The following is a 17,210-nucleotide window of genomic DNA, read 5'->3' as shown; positions in this document are numbered from 1 at the left end:
GCGGCGCTGACAACTCCAACTACTTCAGCCGTTGAGGCAGGCCCGCCGTCACAAACCACACTTCATCTGCCGCCCGCGCCAAGGCCTGATTGAGCCAACCCGCCTCATCCCGGAATTGCCGGGCCAGGGCATTATCCGGGACAATTCCTTGCCCCACTTCGTTGGACACCAGCAGCAGCGTGCCCTGCACCGCCGGGAGCATGTTAGCCAGACTGCTGCGCGCTGCCGCGATATCATGATCCCCGAGCATCAGGTTGCTCAGCCACAGGGTCAGGCAATCGACCAGAATGACGCTGCCTTCTGCGTCGTGTTCCAGGATCGCGTCGAGCAAAGGTAACGGACATTCGACCGTTTGCCAGTGACCGGCCCGGTCTGCGCGGTGGCGGGCGATTCGCTGGGTAATTTCATCATCAAACGCCTGCGCGGTCGCGAGGTAGAAATGCGGGCCGGCCAAGGCGTCGCCCAGTTCTTCGGCATAGCCGCTCTTACCCGATCGTGCTCCACCCAGCACCAGAACTACCCTGCCCATCACTGCTTCCGCTTGCCTTTCATGTTGCGCTGCGACATAGGCGCGTCCGTTACAGGTTCCCAGCGATGGGATGAATAGGGAATTCGGGAATGGCCGCAACGCCATGATCCGAAGCTGCCCCCGCAACTGTGATCGGCGAGTCGCCGCTTCGTTACGCCACTGGTCCCTCGGGACCGGGAAGGTGAGGCGGCCGACATTGACCCGAGAGCCAGGAGACCTGCCCGTAACGGTCGTTCTTTTATCCGGACGGGGTGTGCCGGGTGATGATCGAGGAATCCCTCGCGTGACGACTAAGCCAGAGTCGCATGCGGTGGGATTCGTGTCCTGCGCGTGACCGCTGTCGTGCGGCTCTTTTGAAGTTGTTCAAAAGGGGAAATCCCATGCGTATTTTCAAGTCGGCCCTGCTCATATCCGTGGCCATCATTCCTGCGACCGCTCATGCGGACGACAGCGACGCCATCATCGTCTCGGCCAATCGCACCCAGCAAACCACATCCGAAGTCGCCCAGTCGGTGACTGTCATCACGCTGGATGATATCGTTACCCGGCAATCGGTCGCGGTTACCGATCTGCTGCGCTCAGTGCCCGGCATCACCGTCACCAGCAATGGCGGACTTGGCACTACAACATCGGTCAATATTCGCGGGTCGGAGAGCGACCAGACGGTTGCGCTGATCGACGGGGTCAAGATTAACGACCCCTCAACGCCTGGCGGCGGATTCAATTTTGGCAATCTGCTGACCGGTAATATCGAACGGATCGAGGTTGTCCGCGGATCACAGTCAGTGCTGTGGGGCAGTCAGGCCATTGGCGGCGTGGTGAACATCGTTACCCGCACCCCCACCGAGAAACTGGCTATCAATGCAGCGGCAGAATACGGCTGGCGCGATACTGCCCGCGTGGTTGGCAATGTATCGGGCAAGTTCGGACCGGTTTCCGCCAGTGTTGGTGCAGGCTATCTGCGCACGGACGGCTTTTCGACGTTCAACGAAACGCGCGGCGGCAAGGAGCGCGACGGCTATCGCAACTTCGGCGCGAATGCGAAGTTCAACATTGCCCTGTCGGACGCGGTTTCGGTCGATCTGCGCGGCTGGTATTCCGATGGCAAGGTGGGCATCGATGGCTTCCCGCCGCCGACCTACAGCTTTGGCGACACGCCTGAATTTGCCCGAACGAAGGAACTGGTGGGCTATGCCGGGCTGAACGTTGCCCTGCTGGACGGACGTTTTCGTAACCGCATCGCCTATACGCTGACTGATACGCGCCGTCGGAACACCGACCTGACGGGCGGCACGGAATTCGAAACTTTCAACGCTAGGGGCCGCAATGAACGGTTCGAATATCAGGGCAATGTCGACATCATCGATGCTGTCAGCGCGACCTTCGGGGCTGAAACGGAAAAGGCCAGCTTCCGCACATCGAGCTATGGAAGCCCGTTCTCGCGGGCAGAGGCGCGGATCAACAGCGTCTACGGCCAGCTCAGCGCCAAGCCGGTTACCGGCCTGACCCTGAGCGCAGGCCTGCGCCGTGACGACCATGATACCTTCGGCGGCAAAACGACCTTTTCCGCGAACGCGGTACTCACGCCGAACGAAGGCAGCACCACCTTGCGCGCGAGCTATGGCGAGGGGTTCAAGACGCCGTCGCTGTACCAATTGTTCAGCGATTACGGCAACACGGCGCTAAAGCCGGAATCCTCGCGCAGCTGGGATGCCGGCATCACGCAGAAGCTGATAGACGGCAGGATCGAGGTTGGCGCCACCTGGTTCCACCGCGACACGCGCAACCTGATCAATTTCATCGGTTGCACGGTACTGACCGGCATCTGCACCAATCGCCCCTACGGCACATATGACAATGTTGCCAAGGCGCGGGCGCAGGGGCTTGAATTCGTCCTGACGCTGAAGCCGGTCGACGCGCTGCGCGTGCAGGCCAACTATGGCTATGTCGATGCGATCAATGCCGCCACAGGCCTTGATCTGGTGCGGCGTCCCCGGCACAGCGTCAACCTGTCGGCCGATTACGACTGGTCATTCGGGCTGAAAACCGGGGCCACGATTACCCATGTCGGGCCAAGCTTCGACAATGCCTCCAACACCCGCAAGCTGGACGGTTATGTGCTGGTCGATCTGCGCGCCGCTTACCCGGTGACCCGCAATATCGAACTCTACGGCCGGATCGAGAACCTGTTCAACGAGCAGTACGAGACCAGCTACCGCTACGGCACGCCGCGCCGCGCCGCCTATGCGGGCGTGCGGTTGGCCTTCTGAGCGGGGCGACAGAACCGTGGACCCGCATGCCGCATTGATGTGGCACGGCGGACAGACGGCGGCGGCGGCGCGGCTTTACCCGGCCGCGCCCCGCCCCTGGCTGGACCTCTCGACCGGCATCAGCCCCTGGGCCTGGCCGCTGCCGGCTGTCGAGCCGCAGGCATGGCAGGCCCTGCCTTCGCGCGCGGCGCTGGAGCAGCTAGAATTTGCGGCGGCGCGCGTGTTCGGCATGAACGACACCGAACAGATAGCCGCCGTCCCGGGTAGCGACATTGCCATTCGCCTGCTGGCCCGATTGCTGCCGGCGGATCGTGTGGCCATATTGGGGCAAAGCTATGCCGGTTATCGCGCTGCCTGGCCCGAGGCGCGGGTGCTGCCATTCGACAAGGCGGGCAATGCCGATCTGATGATCTGCGCCAATCCGAACAATCCCGACGGCGCCGTGATCGAAGCACGCAAGCTCCAGCGACTGCGTAACATCCGCATCGTCGATGAGGCCTTTGCCGATGCCATGCCGGAAGTCAGCATGCTACCCCATCGCAACGGAGCGATCGTGCTGCGCTCGTTCGGCAAGTTCTTCGGCCTGGCCGGTGTACGGCTGGGTTTCGTCGTCGCCAATAAGCCGGTGATCCGCGAACTTCGCGGCCTGCTGGGCGATTGGCCCATTTCCGGACCAGCGATCGCCATCGGAACCGCTGCCTACTGCGACCGGGCATGGCAGGGCTTGCAGCGGCACCGGCTGGCGCAAGGCAGCGTGCGGCTGGCCGCATTGCTGGCGGATCATGGGCTGCAAGATGCGGGCGGCACCGCCAATTTCAGGCTGTGTCACGCCCCTGATGCCCCCGGCCTGTTCACCCATCTTTGCCGGGCCGGCATACTGGTGCGGCCCTTTATCGACCGCCCAGGTCAGCTGCGGCTGGGTATCCCCGGGACGGAAACGGATTGGACAAGGCTTGAAACCGCCTTGCTGTCGTGGAGCAAACGCAATGACTGAAGAAACTATTACGGATGATGACGGTCACACCCGCCACAACGCGCGCATGAAAAAGCTGAAAGTCGCGCGCGACAAGATTCAGTCGCGCAAGACGATCGAGCGCGGGCTGCTGATCGTCCACACCGGCAATGGCAAGGGCAAGTCGTCCTCCGCCTTTGGCATGGCCATCCGCAGCGTTGGCTGGGGCATGAAGGTTGGCATCCTGCAATATGTGAAGGGCAGCTGGGACACGGGCGAGAAGGCGTTCTTCGCCGCCAATCCGGACCTGCTGACCTTCGATGTGATGGGCAATGGCTTCACCTGGGACACGCAGGACCGCGCGCGCGACATTGCGGCGGCACGGGCGGCCTGGGAACGGTCCAAGGCGCTGATCATGGACCCGGAATACCACTTCATCATCCTGGATGAGCTGAACATCGTGCTGCGCGACGATACGCTGCCGATTGCCGAGATCGTGGCGTTCCTGAAGGATCGCCCGCTGGAAAAGCACATCTGCATCACCGGGCGCAATGCCAAGCCGGAACTGATCGAGATCGCCGATCTGGTGACCGAGTTTCAGGAAGTGAAGCACCCGTTCAAGGCTGGGTTCAAGGCGCAGAAGGGTGTCGAATATTGATCCGCAGAGCCGCCCTGCTTGCCGCACTGACGCTGCTTGCCGGCTGCGGTACAGCAGGCGGTCGCGCTGTCTCCAGGGTGGACGGCCCGCCCCGGCGGATCGTCTCGATGAACCCCTGCGTCGATGCTGTGTTGATGGAAATTGCCGACCCGGCGCAGATCGCCGCGATCAGCCATTATTCGCAGGATCCCCGCGCCACCTCAATCCCGCTGGGCCGCGCGCTGCGCTATCCGGCAATATCGGGTTCGGCCGAGGATGTAATTGGCGCCGCGCCGGATCTGGTGATCGCCGGGCCGCATGTATCCATCCAGACGATTGCCGCGCTCCGGCGGCTGGGCATCCCATTGATGCAATTGCCCGTCCCCGAAAGCGTGGCAGAAAACAAGGCGCAGATTTCAGAGATTGCCGCGCGGATCGGACGTGCCCGCGCAGGCGCAGCGCTGAATGCGCGCATCGATGCGGCGATGGCGGCCAGCCGCTGGAGCGCCGCGCCGATCGACGCGCTGATCTGGCAGGGCAGCGGACTGGTGCCGGGCACGGGCACGCTGGCCGATGAACTGATGGCCCATACCGGGTTCCACAACATGAGCGGCGAAATGGGCCTCAAGAAATGGGATATGCTGCCGCTGGAAGGGTTGCTTACCCATCCCCCCGCCGTGCTGCTGGCGGGGCGGGCAGACATGGGTGCGGGCAACGGCGATGGGAACCGGATGCTGACCCATCCCGCGCTGATCAAGGCCGGCAAGCGGATCAATATCGCGCAATATCCCTCCAACCTGCTGCATTGCGGCGGGCCGGTTATCATCCGGTCGGTCGAGCGGCTGGCGGCGGTGCGGCGCGCATGGAGAGCATCACGATGAGGCTTAATTTCGGACTGCTGGCCGCCTTGCTGGTGGCCATGCTGGGATCGCTGATGGCCGGGCGGACATGGGTGCCGTTCGATCACTGGCTGTCTGGCGATCTGCAATCGCTGATCGTGATGGAGCTGCGCCTGCCGCGCGCCTTCGTTGGTGCCATTGTTGGCGCGAGTCTTGGCATGGCGGGGGCGGCGATGCAGGGCTATCTGCGCAATCCGCTGGCCGATCCCGGCCTGTTCGGCGTGTCGTCCAGCGCGGCGCTGGGCGCGGTTGTCTCGCTTTATTTCGGCTTTGCCGTATCCGCCTGGCTGCTGCCGATCTTTGCGCTGGCGGGGGCTGGCCTTGGCATGGCGGCGCTGGCCATATTGGCGGGCCGATCGGGCAGCCTGATCCTGTTCACGCTGGCCGGCGTGACCCTTTCCAGCCTGACCGGGGCGCTGACCAGCCTGTTGATCAGCCTTGCCCCCACGCCCTTTGCCTCGTCTGAGATCGTCACCTGGCTGATGGGCGCGCTGATGGACCGCAGCTGGGACGATGTGCGGATTGCCCTGCCGGTTTCGGCCGTGGGCATGGGTGCATTGCTGTGGGCGGCGCGCTACCTCGATGCGCTGACGCTGGGGGATGCGGCGGCGCGGTCGATGGGGGTGAACATGGCACGGCTGCAATGGCTGATCGTGATCGGCGTGGGGCTGACGGTGGGCAGTTCGGTGGCAGTGGCCGGGATCATCGGTTTTGTCGGGCTGGTGGTGCCGCATCTGGTGCGGCCGCTGGTCGGGCATGAGCCGTCGGCGCTGCTGATCCCCTCGGCGCTGACTGGTGCCTTGCTGGTGGTGCTGGCCGACTGTCTGGTGCGGATATTGCCCTCCACCTCGGAAGTGCGGCTGGGCATCGCGATGGCCTGTCTGGGCACGCCGTTCTTCATGATGCTGCTGTTCAATATGCGGCGAGAGGTAGCGTGATGGCTCTGCGGTTCGATCACCTCGCGCTCACCCTGCGCGGACGGCCTGTGCTGTGCGATGTCAGTGGCGGATTTCCCCGGGCCAGTGTCACGGTCATCCTCGGGGCGAATGGCGCGGGCAAAAGCACGCTGCTGTCGTGTCTGGCTGCCTTGCGCACACCAGATAGCGGTATGGTAACGCTGGACGGCAGGCCACTCCTTGCCATCCCTGCAATGGAGCGCGCCCGCCAGATCGGTCTGCTGCCGCAACAGGCGGACATCCACTGGGACATCAACGTCCGCGCGCTTGTCGCGCTGGGCCGCCTGTCGCATCATGGCCGTTGGGGCCGCAGCGCAGCGGACGAGGCCGCGATCGCCGAAGCCATGGAGCAGACCGATTGCGCCCGCTTTGCAGACCGCAAGGCCCAGCGCCTGTCCGGCGGTGAACAGGCGCGGGTATTGCTGGCGCGAGTGCTGGCGGGAAAGCCCGACTGGGTGCTGGCCGACGAACCACTCGCCAACCTCGATCCGGCGCACCAGCTTGATGCCATGGCCTGCTTCCGCGCGGCCGCAACGGCTGGTGCAGGGGTGGTGCTGGTGCTGCATGACCTGACCCAGGCGGCGCGGATCGCCGATCATCTGATCGTGATGAAAGAAGGCGGAATCATCGCCTCTGGCACCGCCGCAGATGTGCTGACGCCCGCCGTGCTCGAAGTCGCTTACGGCGTGCGCGTGCATATCGGGCAGGACGAAACCGGCGCACCGGTGATCACCCCGATTGCCCGGGTGGGATGATGATGGACCGCCCTGAGCAACTGCTCGCGGTGCTGATCGTAGAGGCCGCGCTCGGCTATCCGGCGTGGTTGCTGGCGCGCATCGGCCATCCGGTAATGTGGGTGGGGCGGATGATCGCGGCCATGGACCGACACTGGAACCGCGCGCCTCATGCCCGCGCGACCGGGGTGCTGGCGGCGCTTGTGCTGGTGGTGACCGGCGGCGCGGCGGGGTTGGTGATCGAACGGTTGGCCAGTGGCTGGAGCGGCATGATCGCCATCATCCTGATCGCCACCGCCGGCCTTGCGCAGCGCAGCCTGCACGATCATGTCGCAGCCGTGATCCGGCCACTGGCGGCGGGCGATCTGGACGCAGCCCGCCTTGCGCTGTCCGGCATTGTCGGGCGCGATACTGCTGCGCTGGATACGTCTGGCATCGCCGCGGCCGCCACCGAAACGCTGGCGGAAAGCTTTTGCGATGGCATCGTCGCCCCGGCCTTCTGGTTCCTGATCCTTGGCCTGCCCGGCCTGTTCGCCTTCAAGGCCATCAGCACGGCCGACAGCATGATCGGCCACCTTGATGCCCGCTATCGCCAGTTCGGCTGGGCCTCCGCTCGGCTGGATGACGTACTGAACTGGTTGCCCGCGCGCATTGCCGGCATGTTGATTTGCTTTGCCGGAGGCGGCGGCTGGCGCATCCTGCGGCGCGATGCCGGCGCCCAACGCCGGATGGCCGGAAAGCGCGATGGCGGGCGCGCTGGGCGTAAGGCTGGGCGGCGGCGCGGCTTATGACGGAGAATGGATCGCGCGTGAAACGCTGGGCGATGGGGCTGCTCCGGCTGTTGCCGATCTTGTCCGGGCCATGTCGATCTATCGTCGTGCCTGCGCGCTGCTATGGCTGACCATTGGAGGCGCTGCATGGCTGCTGTGATGTTGCAGGGGACTGGCTCTGACGTCGGCAAATCGGTGCTGGTTGCGGGCCTGTGCCGGCTGTTGGCCAATCGCGGATTGAACGTGCTGCCGTTCAAGCCGCAGAACATGTCGAACAATGCCGCCGTCACCGCCCCCGACGAACTGGGTATGCGCGGTGAGATCGGCCGGGCGCAGGCCTTGCAGGCGCTGGCTTGCCGCGCGCCGCTGTCGGTCGATATGAATCCGGTGCTGCTCAAGCCGCAGTCGGACCGGACGGCGCAAGTCGTGGTTCACGGCAAAGTGCAGGGCACGCTGGGCGCAGAGTATTACCGCAGCCGCAAGGGCGAACTGCTGGAGGCAGTGATGGCATCCTATCACCGTCTGCGAGCCGCAGCCGATATCGTGGTGGTGGAAGGCGCAGGCAGCCCGGCAGAGATCAACCTGCGCGCCGGCGACATCGCCAATATGGGCTTTGCCCGCGCCGCCAATGTTCCGGTGGTGCTGGTCGGCGATATCGATCGCGGCGGGGTGATTGCCTCCATCGTCGGCACCAAGGCGGTGATTGAACCCGAAGATGCCGCGATGATCCGGGGATTCCTGATCAACAAGTTTCGCGGGGATGTGGCGCTGTTCGATGATGGCTATGCCGCGATTGCCGAGCGGACCGGCTGGGCAGGCCTTGGTGTTATCCCGTGGATCGCCGCCGCTCGCGCGCTGCCGGCCGAGGATGCGGTTACGCTGCAAACGCCTGATGCTTCGGGCAACGGCCTGATGGAAATTGCCGTGCCGATGCTGTCGCGCATCGCCAATTTCGATGATTTCGATCCGCTGGCGAATGAACCCGGCGTGCGGCTGACGATGGTGCCGCCGGGCACACCGATCCCCGCCACCGCCTCGCTCATCATCATCCCCGGCACCAAGGCGACGATTGCCGACCTCAAATTCCTGCGCGCGCAAGGCTGGGACATCGACATTGCCGCCCATGTTCGGCGCGGCGGGCGGGTGCTGGGCATTTGCGGCGGCTACCAGATGCTGGGCCGCACGATTGCCGATCCGGCGGGGGTCGAGGGCGCTCCTGAAACGGTGGACGGCCTTGGCCTGCTGTCGGTTGATACGGTGATGCAGGCAGGCAAAACCCTGCGCGAAGCGGTGGGCACCAGCCTCGCCGACAATGCGCCGTTCCGCGGGTATGAAATTCATGCCGGAGCCACGACTGGCACCGCCCGCCCACTGCTGCGCATGGCCGATGGCCGCAATGAAGGTGCCGTTAGTCCAGATGGGCGCGTGGCTGGCTGCTACATCCACGGCTTGTTCAATCTGGCCGCCCAGCGGCGCGGCTGGATCGATGGCGCATCGAACGGCGTCGATCAGGATGCAGCGGTGGACGCCGCGCTGGATGAACTGGCGGCTTCGCTGGAACGGCACGTTGCGGTGGACCGCCTGCTGGCCATCGCCGGACTGGCAGAATGACCGGCCCCATCTTCCCGCCCGGATTTGCCGAACAACTCGATACGCTGCTGACATGGCGGCGCGATGTGCGGCATTTTCAGACGGTTCCCCTGCCAGACGGCACGCTGGATCATCTGCTCGACCGCGCCGCCCTTGCCCCGTCAGTCGGCAACAGCCAGCCGTGGCGTTTCGTGCGGGTGCTGTCGGCGGAACGACGCGCTGCAATTGTCGCTCATGTCGAAGCGGAAAACCGGAAGGCGGCAGCGATCTACCGCGATGAAACCCGCGCCGCCTATGATGCGCTGAAGCTCCACGGATTGCAGGAGGCACCAGAACCGCTTGCCGTATTCTGCGAAACCAATCCTGCGGCGGGCCACGGTCTTGGCCGCCAGACCATGCCGGAAACGCTTGCCTGTTCGGTCGTCATGGCGATCCACACGCTGTGGTTGGCGGCCCGCGCCATCGGCATCGGCGTGGGCTGGGTCTCGATTGTCGATCCGGTGGCGATTAACCGCCTGCTCGATGTGCCCGAAGACTGGCGCTTCGTCGCCTTGCTCTGCCTCGGCTATCCCGCCGAACAGCACGAAACCCCGGAACTGGTCCGCCGCCGCTGGCAAGACCGCCTTCCTGCCGATCAGACGAGATTCACCCGATGACGATCACGCCCGCACTGGCGCAAGCGCACCTCGACAGCCTCGCCAAGCCGCCCGGCAGTCTGGGCCGGCTGGAAGCGCTGGCGGCCGAACTGGCAGTGGCGCAGGGCACCCTCACGCCCCTCACCCACCCGCGCCGGCTGGTGCTGTTCGCGGCCGACCACGGCGTGGTGGCGCAAGGCGTCACGCCCTGGCCGCAGGCCGTGACGACGGCGATGGTCGCCACGATCCTGTTAGGCCGCGCCAGCAGCACCGCGCTGGCCGCAGCGCACGGCGTGGATGTGCGGGTGGTCGATGCCGGGATGGCCCAGCCGCCTGAATACCCGCCCGTCGGCCCGTTCCCCCCGCATTTCCGTTCCGCGCCGGTCGCGCCGGGCACGGCTGACCTCGCCACCGGCCCCGCGATGGATATCGTGCAATTCGATGCCGCATGGGCGCTGGGCGCGGATGAGGCCCAAGCAGCGGTGGCAGCGGGCTATCGCCTGCTGATCGCAGGCGAAATGGGCATCGGCAACACCACGGCATCGGCCTGCCTCACGCATGCCCTGACCGGCGCGGACGCCGATACCGCCACCGGCAGCGGCGCGGGCGCGGATGCGGCGATGCGGCTGCACAAACGCGTTATCGTGGAACAGGCAGTCGCCCGGCTCGGCGGCGCGCGCGACAAGGCAGCGCTGGCCGCCATCGCCGGGTTCGAGATCGTCGCTATCGCAGGATTCTATGCGTCTGGCGCAGCAGCGGGTGCCGTGCTGGTGCTCGACGGCTATGTAACCACCGCCGCAGCGCTGATCGCCGAAGCGCTGGCACCCGGCACCGCCCGCGCCATGATCGCCGGCCATCGCTCGGCAGAGCCGGGGCATGCTGCGGCGCTGGCCCAGCTTGGACTCACACCCATACTCGACTGGCAGATGCGGCTGGGCGAGGGCACCGGCGCGCTTACTGCTCTTCCCTTGCTGGACAGTGCTGCCGCCTTGCTCAGCGATGTTGCCACCCTGGCAGAAGTTCTTGGGCAATGATCAGAGCTGTCTTCCTGCCGCTGCTGCTGGCAATCCAGTTCCTCACACGTCTGCCTGTCAGCGCCGCAATCCCGCCTCTTGATGAAGCGCAGTTGAAAGTCGAATTGCGCCGCTCCGTCCTGTGGTTCCCGCTGGTCGGCGGACTGGTTGGCTGCATCGGCGCGCTGGTGTTGTGGGGCACAGGAATGCTCTGGCCGCGCTTCGTCGCAGTAGCACTGTTGCTGATCGTCGAGGCCCGGATGACCGGCGCATTCCACGAAGATGCCGTGGCCGATTTTTGCGACGGATACGGCGGCGGCATGACTGCGCGACGCATCCGCGAAATCATGAAGGACAGCCGCGTCGGCAGCTATGGCGCGCTGGGACTAATGCTGGCGGTGGGCCTGCGAGCAGCACTGCTGATCACGCTTCCGGCGGCGTTGCTCATTCCTGCGCTGGTTGCCTCAGCCGCGTTTGGCCGCTGGGTAGCAGTGGCGGCGATGGTTATCGTGCCCCCGCTCGATCAGCCCAGCAGTCTGGCAAAAGACATCGGCCAGCGCCCCGGACTGGCGATCCTGAGCGGCGCAACCCTGCTGGTACTGCCCTTCCTCGCGCCGCTGGCCACCATTGCCCCCGGCGCGCTGCTGGTCGGGACAGGATGCGTCCTGCTCTTCCTGTTATGGTTCCGGCAATCGCTGATGCGGCATCTGGGCGGCGTAACGGGCGATTGCCTCGGCTTTGCCGTCTATGCCGGCCAGCTTATCCTGCTGCTTGGCGTGGCCGCACGATGGCCCGCCGCATAATCCTGGTCCGCCATCCGCCGGTGGAGTCAGCTTGGCAAAAGCGCTGCTATGGCCAAAGCGATCCGGGCCTGTCGCGCGCGGGACAGGCGATGGTAGCACTGCTAATTGATCAACTCACCGCGCTGGGGCCGGATGCCATTGTCCATAGCGACATGAAGCGTACCCGCGCCATTGCGCTGCCGCTGGCGGAAAGGCTCGGAATCGTGCCGATTGCCGAACCGCTCTGGCGCGAACGCGATTTCGGATCGTGGGAGGGGCGCTGCTGGAACGCCATCTACCGCGAAACCGGCAATGCCATGAACGGGATGATTGACGCACCCGATACATTCCGGCCCGGCGGCAGCGGCGAGACGACCCGGCAGCTGATCGATCGGATAACGGCCGCACTGGCCAGCGTACCATGCAACGGCAGCGTCATTATCGTCACGCACGGCGGACCGATTGCCTCCGCCCGTGCGGCACGGATGGCTGATGGACTTGAACGGATTACAGATCTGGTTCCGCCAACAGGCTCGGTGACAGTGCTTTGATCCACCCTGCGCCGGGGTGGTCCCCGGCCTGGCAGCTAAGCTTTGAGCGGCTCGATGGATCGCCTGAACGATGCTGGTGCTGTGCTTTGGCGGGACCGGCGCCAATCTCCGGGCGCAGGCATCGGGTACGGACAGGAAGGCTGGCCACCTTCACGTCCGCAGCGATGCATTGATCAGAACTTCGCCCGCGCCGTGAAGCGCGCATTGATCGGAAGTGCATCTCATCGCAGAAGTGGGCTGGGGGGCATTGTGGACAAAGATGGGTATAAGTCTATTGTTTATCAATAGTTTAGAATTACATAAAAGGTCCCTCCTCCACCAGGTTTCATGTCCGCATAGGTCAGCTTGCGTCCGCATGCAGCCAACAGGGGAGTGGGGGCATTCCGGAGAGGTTCGGATTTTGCCGATACCCCCAACGCTGCTTTTGTGCAGACGTATGAATAACGATGAAAAGCAGAACCTTAGCCCTAGGGCGACGACACAATTCCCCGCTTCGATTAGCGCAAAGGTCCCACGTTCCAGTCACAATTTGAGTACCACACTGGGATACACACTTCCAAATGGCTTGCCCGGACGCTCACTCAATACATAATCGGACTCGATCGGCGCAGCGACGAGACGTCGACGGTTCAAGGATCGTTCCGCAAACGCATCAATACCAACGCTAGCAGGGCAAAGAGCGCACCGGTCATGAATGTGGCTTGGGGACCGACTGCTGACCACAATATGCCCGCCAGCAGACTGGCGAAAAGCATGGCAATGCCGGAAGCCAGATTGAAAAAGCCAAATCCTGATCCGCGCAGATATTCTGGAGAGGCGTCGGCAACGAGCTTGGCGAGAATGCCTTGCGTCAGGGCCATATGCGCACCCCACAGGACGATACCGGCAAAAATGGCCAGAAGTCCGTTGCCAAAGGCAAGCAGCATGTCCGCAGCAATCAGGCAAGCCAAACCAGCGGCAAGCGGTAGCACGGGATTGGCGCGGTCAGAAATAGCACCCGCGGGGTAAGCCCCGAGCGAATAGACGAGGTTCATGACGACCAGCACAAGTGGTGTCCACGCCAGCGCCAACCCCTCGCCATTGGCCCTGAGCACCAGAAACGATTCGCTGAACCGGGCGAGCGTGAAGGCTACCCCGATCATCACGACCGTCCAGAAACGCCGGTCAAATGACTTGAGGTCAACCATCCGCAGCGGCGATGCCTTGACCTTGCCTGATGCGCCCTTATCTGCTTCGCCAACGCCGAACACCACCAGCAGCACTGAGAGGACAGCTGGAATCAGCGCGATCCAGAAGATCGTTCGCATGTCGTTGGCAAGCGCGAACATCAAGGCAATGGCGGCGAGGGGGCCGAGAAAGGCGCCAACGGTATCGAGTGACTGGCGCAGGCCATAGGCACGACCCCGGATTTCCTGCGGCGTCACATCGGCAACAAGGGCGTCGCGCGGCGCGCCGCGCAAGCCTTTGCCGATCCGGTCTGCAAACCGCGCACCGAGTACCGGCAACGGACCGGTGGCTATCGCAAAGAACGGCTTGGACAGGGCCCCCAGACCATACCCCAGCAGGATGAGCGGTTTGCGCCGACCCAGGCGATCGGAGATGTAGCCAGAAAACACCTTGGTGATCGACGCCGCAGCGTCGCCGACCCCATCGATCAGCCCGACAAGGGCAACGCTCGCGCCCAGCGTCGTGGTCAGGAACACCGGGAGCAGTGCGTGGATGATTTCGGACGAAAGGTCCATGAATAAGCTGACAAGACCAAGTGCCCAGACCGTACGGGGAATCCTATCCATGGGTGTTTGATGCCATCATTTCGTTGATCTCGCAGTCAGCGATGGTTTTGTGGCTGAGAGAGCTGATCATCTGGTCGAGTTCGGGGCGCAGTGAAGAGAATCAGTGCGGGGAGTACCAGCAGCACAATCGGCACGGCGGCCGTCAGACCGAAGATGATGGCGGTCGCAAGTGGCTGTTGCAGACCCGCTCCTCTGCTAATTCCCAAAGCCAGTGGGCTGAGCGTAAGGATGGCGATGATCGCCGACATCAGGATCGGGCGCAACCGCTTCTCACCCGCCTCGCACAGGACTTCGGCGTCGAGCGGTGCGTCGGTGTCGATTTCCGAAAGATAGAACACGATCAGCTCGGTCACCATGCCCACCACCATGGTGAGCCCCATCAGCGCTGAAACATCGAGCTCGATCCCGGTAACCCAAAGTCCGCAGAACACCGCCGAGGTGCTGAGCAGGACTGAAATCAGCGCAGCGAGCGTCCAGGCTATGCGTTCGAACATGATGGTAAGAAGCAGTGCCGCCAGGAGCAGGGCTGCCGTGAAGACCATGCTCATGTCGGCAAAGCTCTGCCGTTGCTGGGCATAAAGTCCGCCGTAATCGACCCGGATCGAGGCCGGAAGATTAAGGCCCGCAACGGTACTGCGCACATCGGCCATCGCCGAACCCAGGTCTCGTCCCTCAAGTCTTGCCGTTACATCGATGAACGGCGCAAGGTCCTCGCGCGTTCTTTGCATCTGACCGGCCGCGATCGAGACGTCGGCGATCTGCCCGACCCGCACCACATGCCCATCCGATCCGGTCAGCGGCAGTTCGGCAACCTGCGCCGCGCGTTGGCGAACATCCGCCGGTCCGCGCACCCTTACGCCGATCAGCTGCTCGCCGATCCTCAGACTGGTCGCCGGACTTCCCCCAACCAGCCCTTCGATCTGGCTGGCAATTGTGGCTGGATCGAGTCCCTGTTGTTGCGCCAAACCAGGCCGCACGCGCACCGAGATGGCATCGCCCGCCACCCGTAAGCCATCGACCACCTCGACCACGCCGCTGACTTTACCAATCGCTTCCGCGACGCGCTTGGCCGTCTGTTGCAAAGCCACGGGATCGTCGCCGAACAGCTTGATCTCGATCGGCTGCGGCACGGCGGTGAGATCACCGATAAGATCTTCCATGAGCTGCATCGTCTCGATCTGCAACCCAGGGACCTGCGCCGAAACCTGCTGGCGAATATCTCCCATGACCGCCTCTATTGGGCGGCGCGAGCCACCCTTTAGGCGGACGAAATAATCGCCTTCGTCGGCTTCGGTGAGCCCGCCGCCGAGTTGCAGGCCGGTCCGGCGCGAATAACTCGCGACTTCGGGAGTGCGCTGAATGATCTGCTCTACCTGCCGCAGAAGGCGATCGGTATCGCTGAGCGCTGCCCCGGGCTGAGCCTTGTAATCGAGGATGAATCCACCCTCATCCATCTTGGGCATGAAGCCGGAGGGCACGTTGTACCATGCCAGCGATCCTGCCAGTACCAATATAGCGGAAACCAGGATCGCAAATCGTGCCGGACGTTCGAGAGCATGACCGATGCCGCGGTGATACTGACCGACAAGCCGCCCCAGCCACCCCGATGCGCTCTCCGCCGCCTCGGCGTCGCTCGGTCGCAGCCAGTGAGCGCAAATCAACGGAATAAGAAAGCGCGCGTAGAGCAGCGAGATCGTCAGAGCTGCGACCATGGTCACAGCCAGCGCCTTGAAGAATCCGCCGCTGACGCCGGAGATAAAAGCAAGCGGCAGGAATACAACGATGGTTGCGCCGGTCGAGCCGAACAGTGGTTTGGCCATCTCACTTGCGGCAGCGAGTATCGACGGCCTATCGCGCGCCGTGCCCTCCTGCATCCGGCGCATGATATGTTCGAGCATCACCACCGTATCATCGACGATCAGGCCTACGGCAGCAGCCATACCGCCCAGCGTCATCATGTCGAACTGCATGCCCATGGCGAACAGAATCAGGCAGGTGCCGGCAAGCACCGCGGGCAGCACGGCGGCGGTGATAGCCATCAACCGCACTGAGCGGAGGAACAGGAACAGCACCACGCCCGCAAGCAGTGCGCCCAGCAGGATTGCGTCGCGTACCGCATTGGCCGCGCCGATGACGAGTTCGGACTGGTCGTAGAATGGGGTCACCGTCACGCTCGGCGGCAGGCCGAGTCCCTTGAGGCGAGTATCGACATCGCGTACCACCTGGACCGTGTCGCCGCCGAGCGACTGCCGGACATTGACGAGAACGGCGCTGCGGCCATTGCTCGTCACTAGCGAATAATCCGGTCGGGCCGCAGGCCGGATGGTTGCGATATCACCAACGGTGACAATCCCGGCCCCACCTGCGGTGCCTGACTTCACGGGCGTTGCGGCAATGTCGGCGGCGGAAGCCAGACGGTTTTCGACCAGCAGGAGATAGAGCCGGTGGCGATCCTCGATCCGTCCCGCACCGCGCACGACGTTGGCTTGCCCCAGCGCCTTGACCACATCGTCGGCCGACAGACCCAGCGCGGCGAGCCGTGCAGGCTCGAGATCGACCGAGAACTCGCGCGGCGAGCCGCCCAGCACGTCGACGCCCGCCACGCCGCCTACCGCCGTCAGCGCGGGCCGGACCTTGAGCTCGGCAATCTGGCGCAGCGCCTCCTGGTCGAGCGAAGTCGATGTGAGCGCGATCCCGATGACGGGGAATAGGGTGGGATCGGAACGGCGCACTTCGAACGCGGTGCCTTGGGGCATGGATGGCATGACGGTTGCTAGCGCGCCTTGTGTGGCCAGCGTCGCCGACGTCATATCGCGGCCCCAATCGAAGTTGAGTGCGACTTCGGCCGAACCGCGACTGGTCTTCGATCGCAGGTGGGTCACGCCCGGAACGGAGCGTAGGGCAATCTCGATCGGGCGGGTGATCTCCGCTTCCATTTGCGCCGGATCTCGTTCGCCGGCGTCGATCGCGACGACAACCCGGGGATAGTCGATGTGCGGGAACAGGCTGACCGGCAGCCGCAAGGCCCCGACTATGCCACCGAGCGTCAGCAGCAGCATCGCCAGCCACAAGCTGCGCGTATGGCGCGACAAGCGCGAG

Annotated in this window: 14 protein-coding genes, 1 pseudogene and 1 riboswitch; of the genes and pseudogenes, 12 read left to right on the top strand and 3 right to left on the bottom strand. The window is 64.1% G+C overall.

Annotated features, from left to right (window positions below; all coding sequences use genetic code 11):
* Window positions 1–19: 19 nt before the first annotated feature.
* Window positions 20–529: a bifunctional adenosylcobinamide kinase/adenosylcobinamide-phosphate guanylyltransferase gene (gene cobU, locus NL2_RS02755; protein WP_068071506.1), complete on the bottom strand. Its 510-nt coding sequence runs from the start codon at window positions 527–529 to the stop codon at window positions 20–22.
* A 36-nt stretch (window positions 530–565) separates the two neighbouring features.
* A riboswitch (cobalamin riboswitch) is annotated at window positions 566–768 on the top strand.
* Between the two features lie 114 nt (window positions 769–882).
* Here cobU and NL2_RS02750 point away from each other — a divergent pair.
* The 12 genes and pseudogenes from NL2_RS02750 to NL2_RS02695 all read left to right on the top strand — a co-directional run bounded on the left by NL2_RS02750 (window position 883) and on the right by NL2_RS02695 (window position 12,318).
* On the top strand, window positions 883–2,799 hold the full coding sequence (locus NL2_RS02750; RefSeq protein WP_245647541.1) for a TonB-dependent receptor plug domain-containing protein: 1,917 nt from the start codon (window positions 883–885) through the stop codon (window positions 2,797–2,799).
* Window positions 2,800–2,815: 16 nt separating this feature from the next.
* A complete protein-coding gene (locus NL2_RS02745; protein ID WP_068071437.1) occupies window positions 2,816–3,793 on the top strand; it encodes a threonine-phosphate decarboxylase in 978 nt (325 codons plus the stop codon).
* A complete protein-coding gene (cobO, locus tag NL2_RS02740) occupies window positions 3,786–4,409 on the top strand; it encodes a cob(I)yrinic acid a,c-diamide adenosyltransferase (RefSeq protein ID WP_068071435.1) in 624 nt (207 codons plus the stop codon). The genes NL2_RS02745 and cobO overlap by 8 nt, the downstream gene beginning before the upstream one ends.
* Window positions 4,410–4,516: 107 nt before the next feature.
* Window positions 4,517–5,269 (top strand): ABC transporter substrate-binding protein, encoded by a 753-nt coding sequence (locus tag NL2_RS02735; protein WP_245647540.1) that lies wholly within the window; start codon window positions 4,517–4,519, stop codon window positions 5,267–5,269.
* The gene (locus NL2_RS02730) at window positions 5,266–6,225 is read left to right on the top strand and encodes a FecCD family ABC transporter permease (protein ID WP_068071504.1); all 960 of its coding nucleotides are present in this window, start codon (window positions 5,266–5,268) and stop codon (window positions 6,223–6,225) included. The genes NL2_RS02735 and NL2_RS02730 overlap by 4 nt, the downstream gene beginning before the upstream one ends.
* Window positions 6,225–6,998 carry an ABC transporter ATP-binding protein gene (locus NL2_RS02725; RefSeq protein WP_068071432.1) on the top strand — a complete coding sequence of 258 codons (774 nt, stop codon included), beginning with the start codon at window positions 6,225–6,227 and terminating at the stop codon, window positions 6,996–6,998. Before NL2_RS02730 ends, NL2_RS02725 begins: the two co-directional genes overlap by 1 nt.
* Window positions 6,995–7,907 (top strand): annotated as a pseudogene (cbiB, locus tag NL2_RS02720) (adenosylcobinamide-phosphate synthase CbiB). The gene NL2_RS02725 and the pseudogene cbiB overlap by 4 nt, the downstream one beginning before the upstream one ends.
* Window positions 7,895–9,358, top strand: coding sequence for a cobyric acid synthase (locus tag NL2_RS02715; protein WP_068071430.1), 1,464 nt, complete (start codon window positions 7,895–7,897; stop codon window positions 9,356–9,358). The pseudogene cbiB and the gene NL2_RS02715 overlap by 13 nt, the downstream one beginning before the upstream one ends.
* Window positions 9,355–9,993, top strand: coding sequence for a 5,6-dimethylbenzimidazole synthase (gene bluB, locus NL2_RS02710; protein WP_068071428.1), 639 nt, complete (start codon window positions 9,355–9,357; stop codon window positions 9,991–9,993). Before NL2_RS02715 ends, bluB begins: the two co-directional genes overlap by 4 nt.
* Window positions 9,990–11,006 (top strand): nicotinate-nucleotide--dimethylbenzimidazole phosphoribosyltransferase, encoded by a 1,017-nt coding sequence (cobT, locus tag NL2_RS02705; RefSeq protein WP_068071426.1) that lies wholly within the window; start codon window positions 9,990–9,992, stop codon window positions 11,004–11,006. Before bluB ends, cobT begins: the two co-directional genes overlap by 4 nt.
* A complete protein-coding gene (locus tag NL2_RS02700; RefSeq protein ID WP_068071424.1) occupies window positions 11,003–11,788 on the top strand; it encodes an adenosylcobinamide-GDP ribazoletransferase in 786 nt (261 codons plus the stop codon). The genes cobT and NL2_RS02700 overlap by 4 nt, the downstream gene beginning before the upstream one ends.
* A complete protein-coding gene (locus NL2_RS02695; RefSeq protein WP_068071422.1) occupies window positions 11,773–12,318 on the top strand; it encodes a histidine phosphatase family protein in 546 nt (181 codons plus the stop codon). The genes NL2_RS02700 and NL2_RS02695 overlap by 16 nt, the downstream gene beginning before the upstream one ends.
* A 629-nt stretch (window positions 12,319–12,947) precedes the next feature.
* Here NL2_RS02695 and NL2_RS02690 read toward each other — a convergent pair.
* Window positions 12,948–14,111, bottom strand: a complete 1,164-nt coding sequence (locus tag NL2_RS02690; RefSeq protein WP_068071420.1) for an MFS transporter — start codon at window positions 14,109–14,111, stop codon at window positions 12,948–12,950.
* 35 nt (window positions 14,112–14,146) lie between these two features.
* Complete coding sequence (locus NL2_RS02685) at window positions 14,147–17,203, bottom strand: efflux RND transporter permease subunit (protein WP_245647539.1); 3,057 nt, start codon at window positions 17,201–17,203, stop codon at window positions 14,147–14,149.
* Window positions 17,204–17,210 lie beyond the last annotated feature (7 nt).

This window comes from Novosphingobium lentum NBRC 107847 (assembly GCF_001590965.1).
In the GTDB taxonomy this organism is placed as follows: domain Bacteria; phylum Pseudomonadota; class Alphaproteobacteria; order Sphingomonadales; family Sphingomonadaceae; genus Novosphingobium; species Novosphingobium lentum.
The sequence above is the reverse complement of the archived record's forward strand: the minus strand, read 5'-3'. Positions and strand labels throughout refer to the sequence as shown.

What these genes read in the sequence shown, in the direction of transcription:
- NL2_RS02735 (WP_245647540.1), top strand. Translation starts at nt 4,517, where the DNA reads ATGAACCCCTGCGTCGATGCTGTGTTGATGGAAATTGCCGACCCGGCG.
- NL2_RS02690 (WP_068071420.1), bottom strand. Translation starts at nt 14,111, where the DNA reads ATGGATAGGATTCCCCGTACGGTCTGGGCACTTGGTCTTGTCAGCTTA.
- cobT (WP_068071426.1), top strand. Translation starts at nt 9,990, where the DNA reads ATGACGATCACGCCCGCACTGGCGCAAGCGCACCTCGACAGCCTCGCC.
- NL2_RS02695 (WP_068071422.1), top strand. Translation starts at nt 11,773, where the DNA reads ATGGCCCGCCGCATAATCCTGGTCCGCCATCCGCCGGTGGAGTCAGCT.
- NL2_RS02700 (WP_068071424.1), top strand. Translation starts at nt 11,003, where the DNA reads ATGATCAGAGCTGTCTTCCTGCCGCTGCTGCTGGCAATCCAGTTCCTC.
- cobO (WP_068071435.1), top strand. Translation starts at nt 3,786, where the DNA reads ATGACTGAAGAAACTATTACGGATGATGACGGTCACACCCGCCACAAC.
- NL2_RS02725 (WP_068071432.1), top strand. Translation starts at nt 6,225, where the DNA reads ATGGCTCTGCGGTTCGATCACCTCGCGCTCACCCTGCGCGGACGGCCT.
- cobU (WP_068071506.1), bottom strand. Translation starts at nt 529, where the DNA reads ATGGGCAGGGTAGTTCTGGTGCTGGGTGGAGCACGATCGGGTAAGAGC.
- NL2_RS02730 (WP_068071504.1), top strand. Translation starts at nt 5,266, where the DNA reads ATGAGGCTTAATTTCGGACTGCTGGCCGCCTTGCTGGTGGCCATGCTG.
- bluB (WP_068071428.1), top strand. Translation starts at nt 9,355, where the DNA reads ATGACCGGCCCCATCTTCCCGCCCGGATTTGCCGAACAACTCGATACG.
- NL2_RS02715 (WP_068071430.1), top strand. Translation starts at nt 7,895, where the DNA reads ATGGCTGCTGTGATGTTGCAGGGGACTGGCTCTGACGTCGGCAAATCG.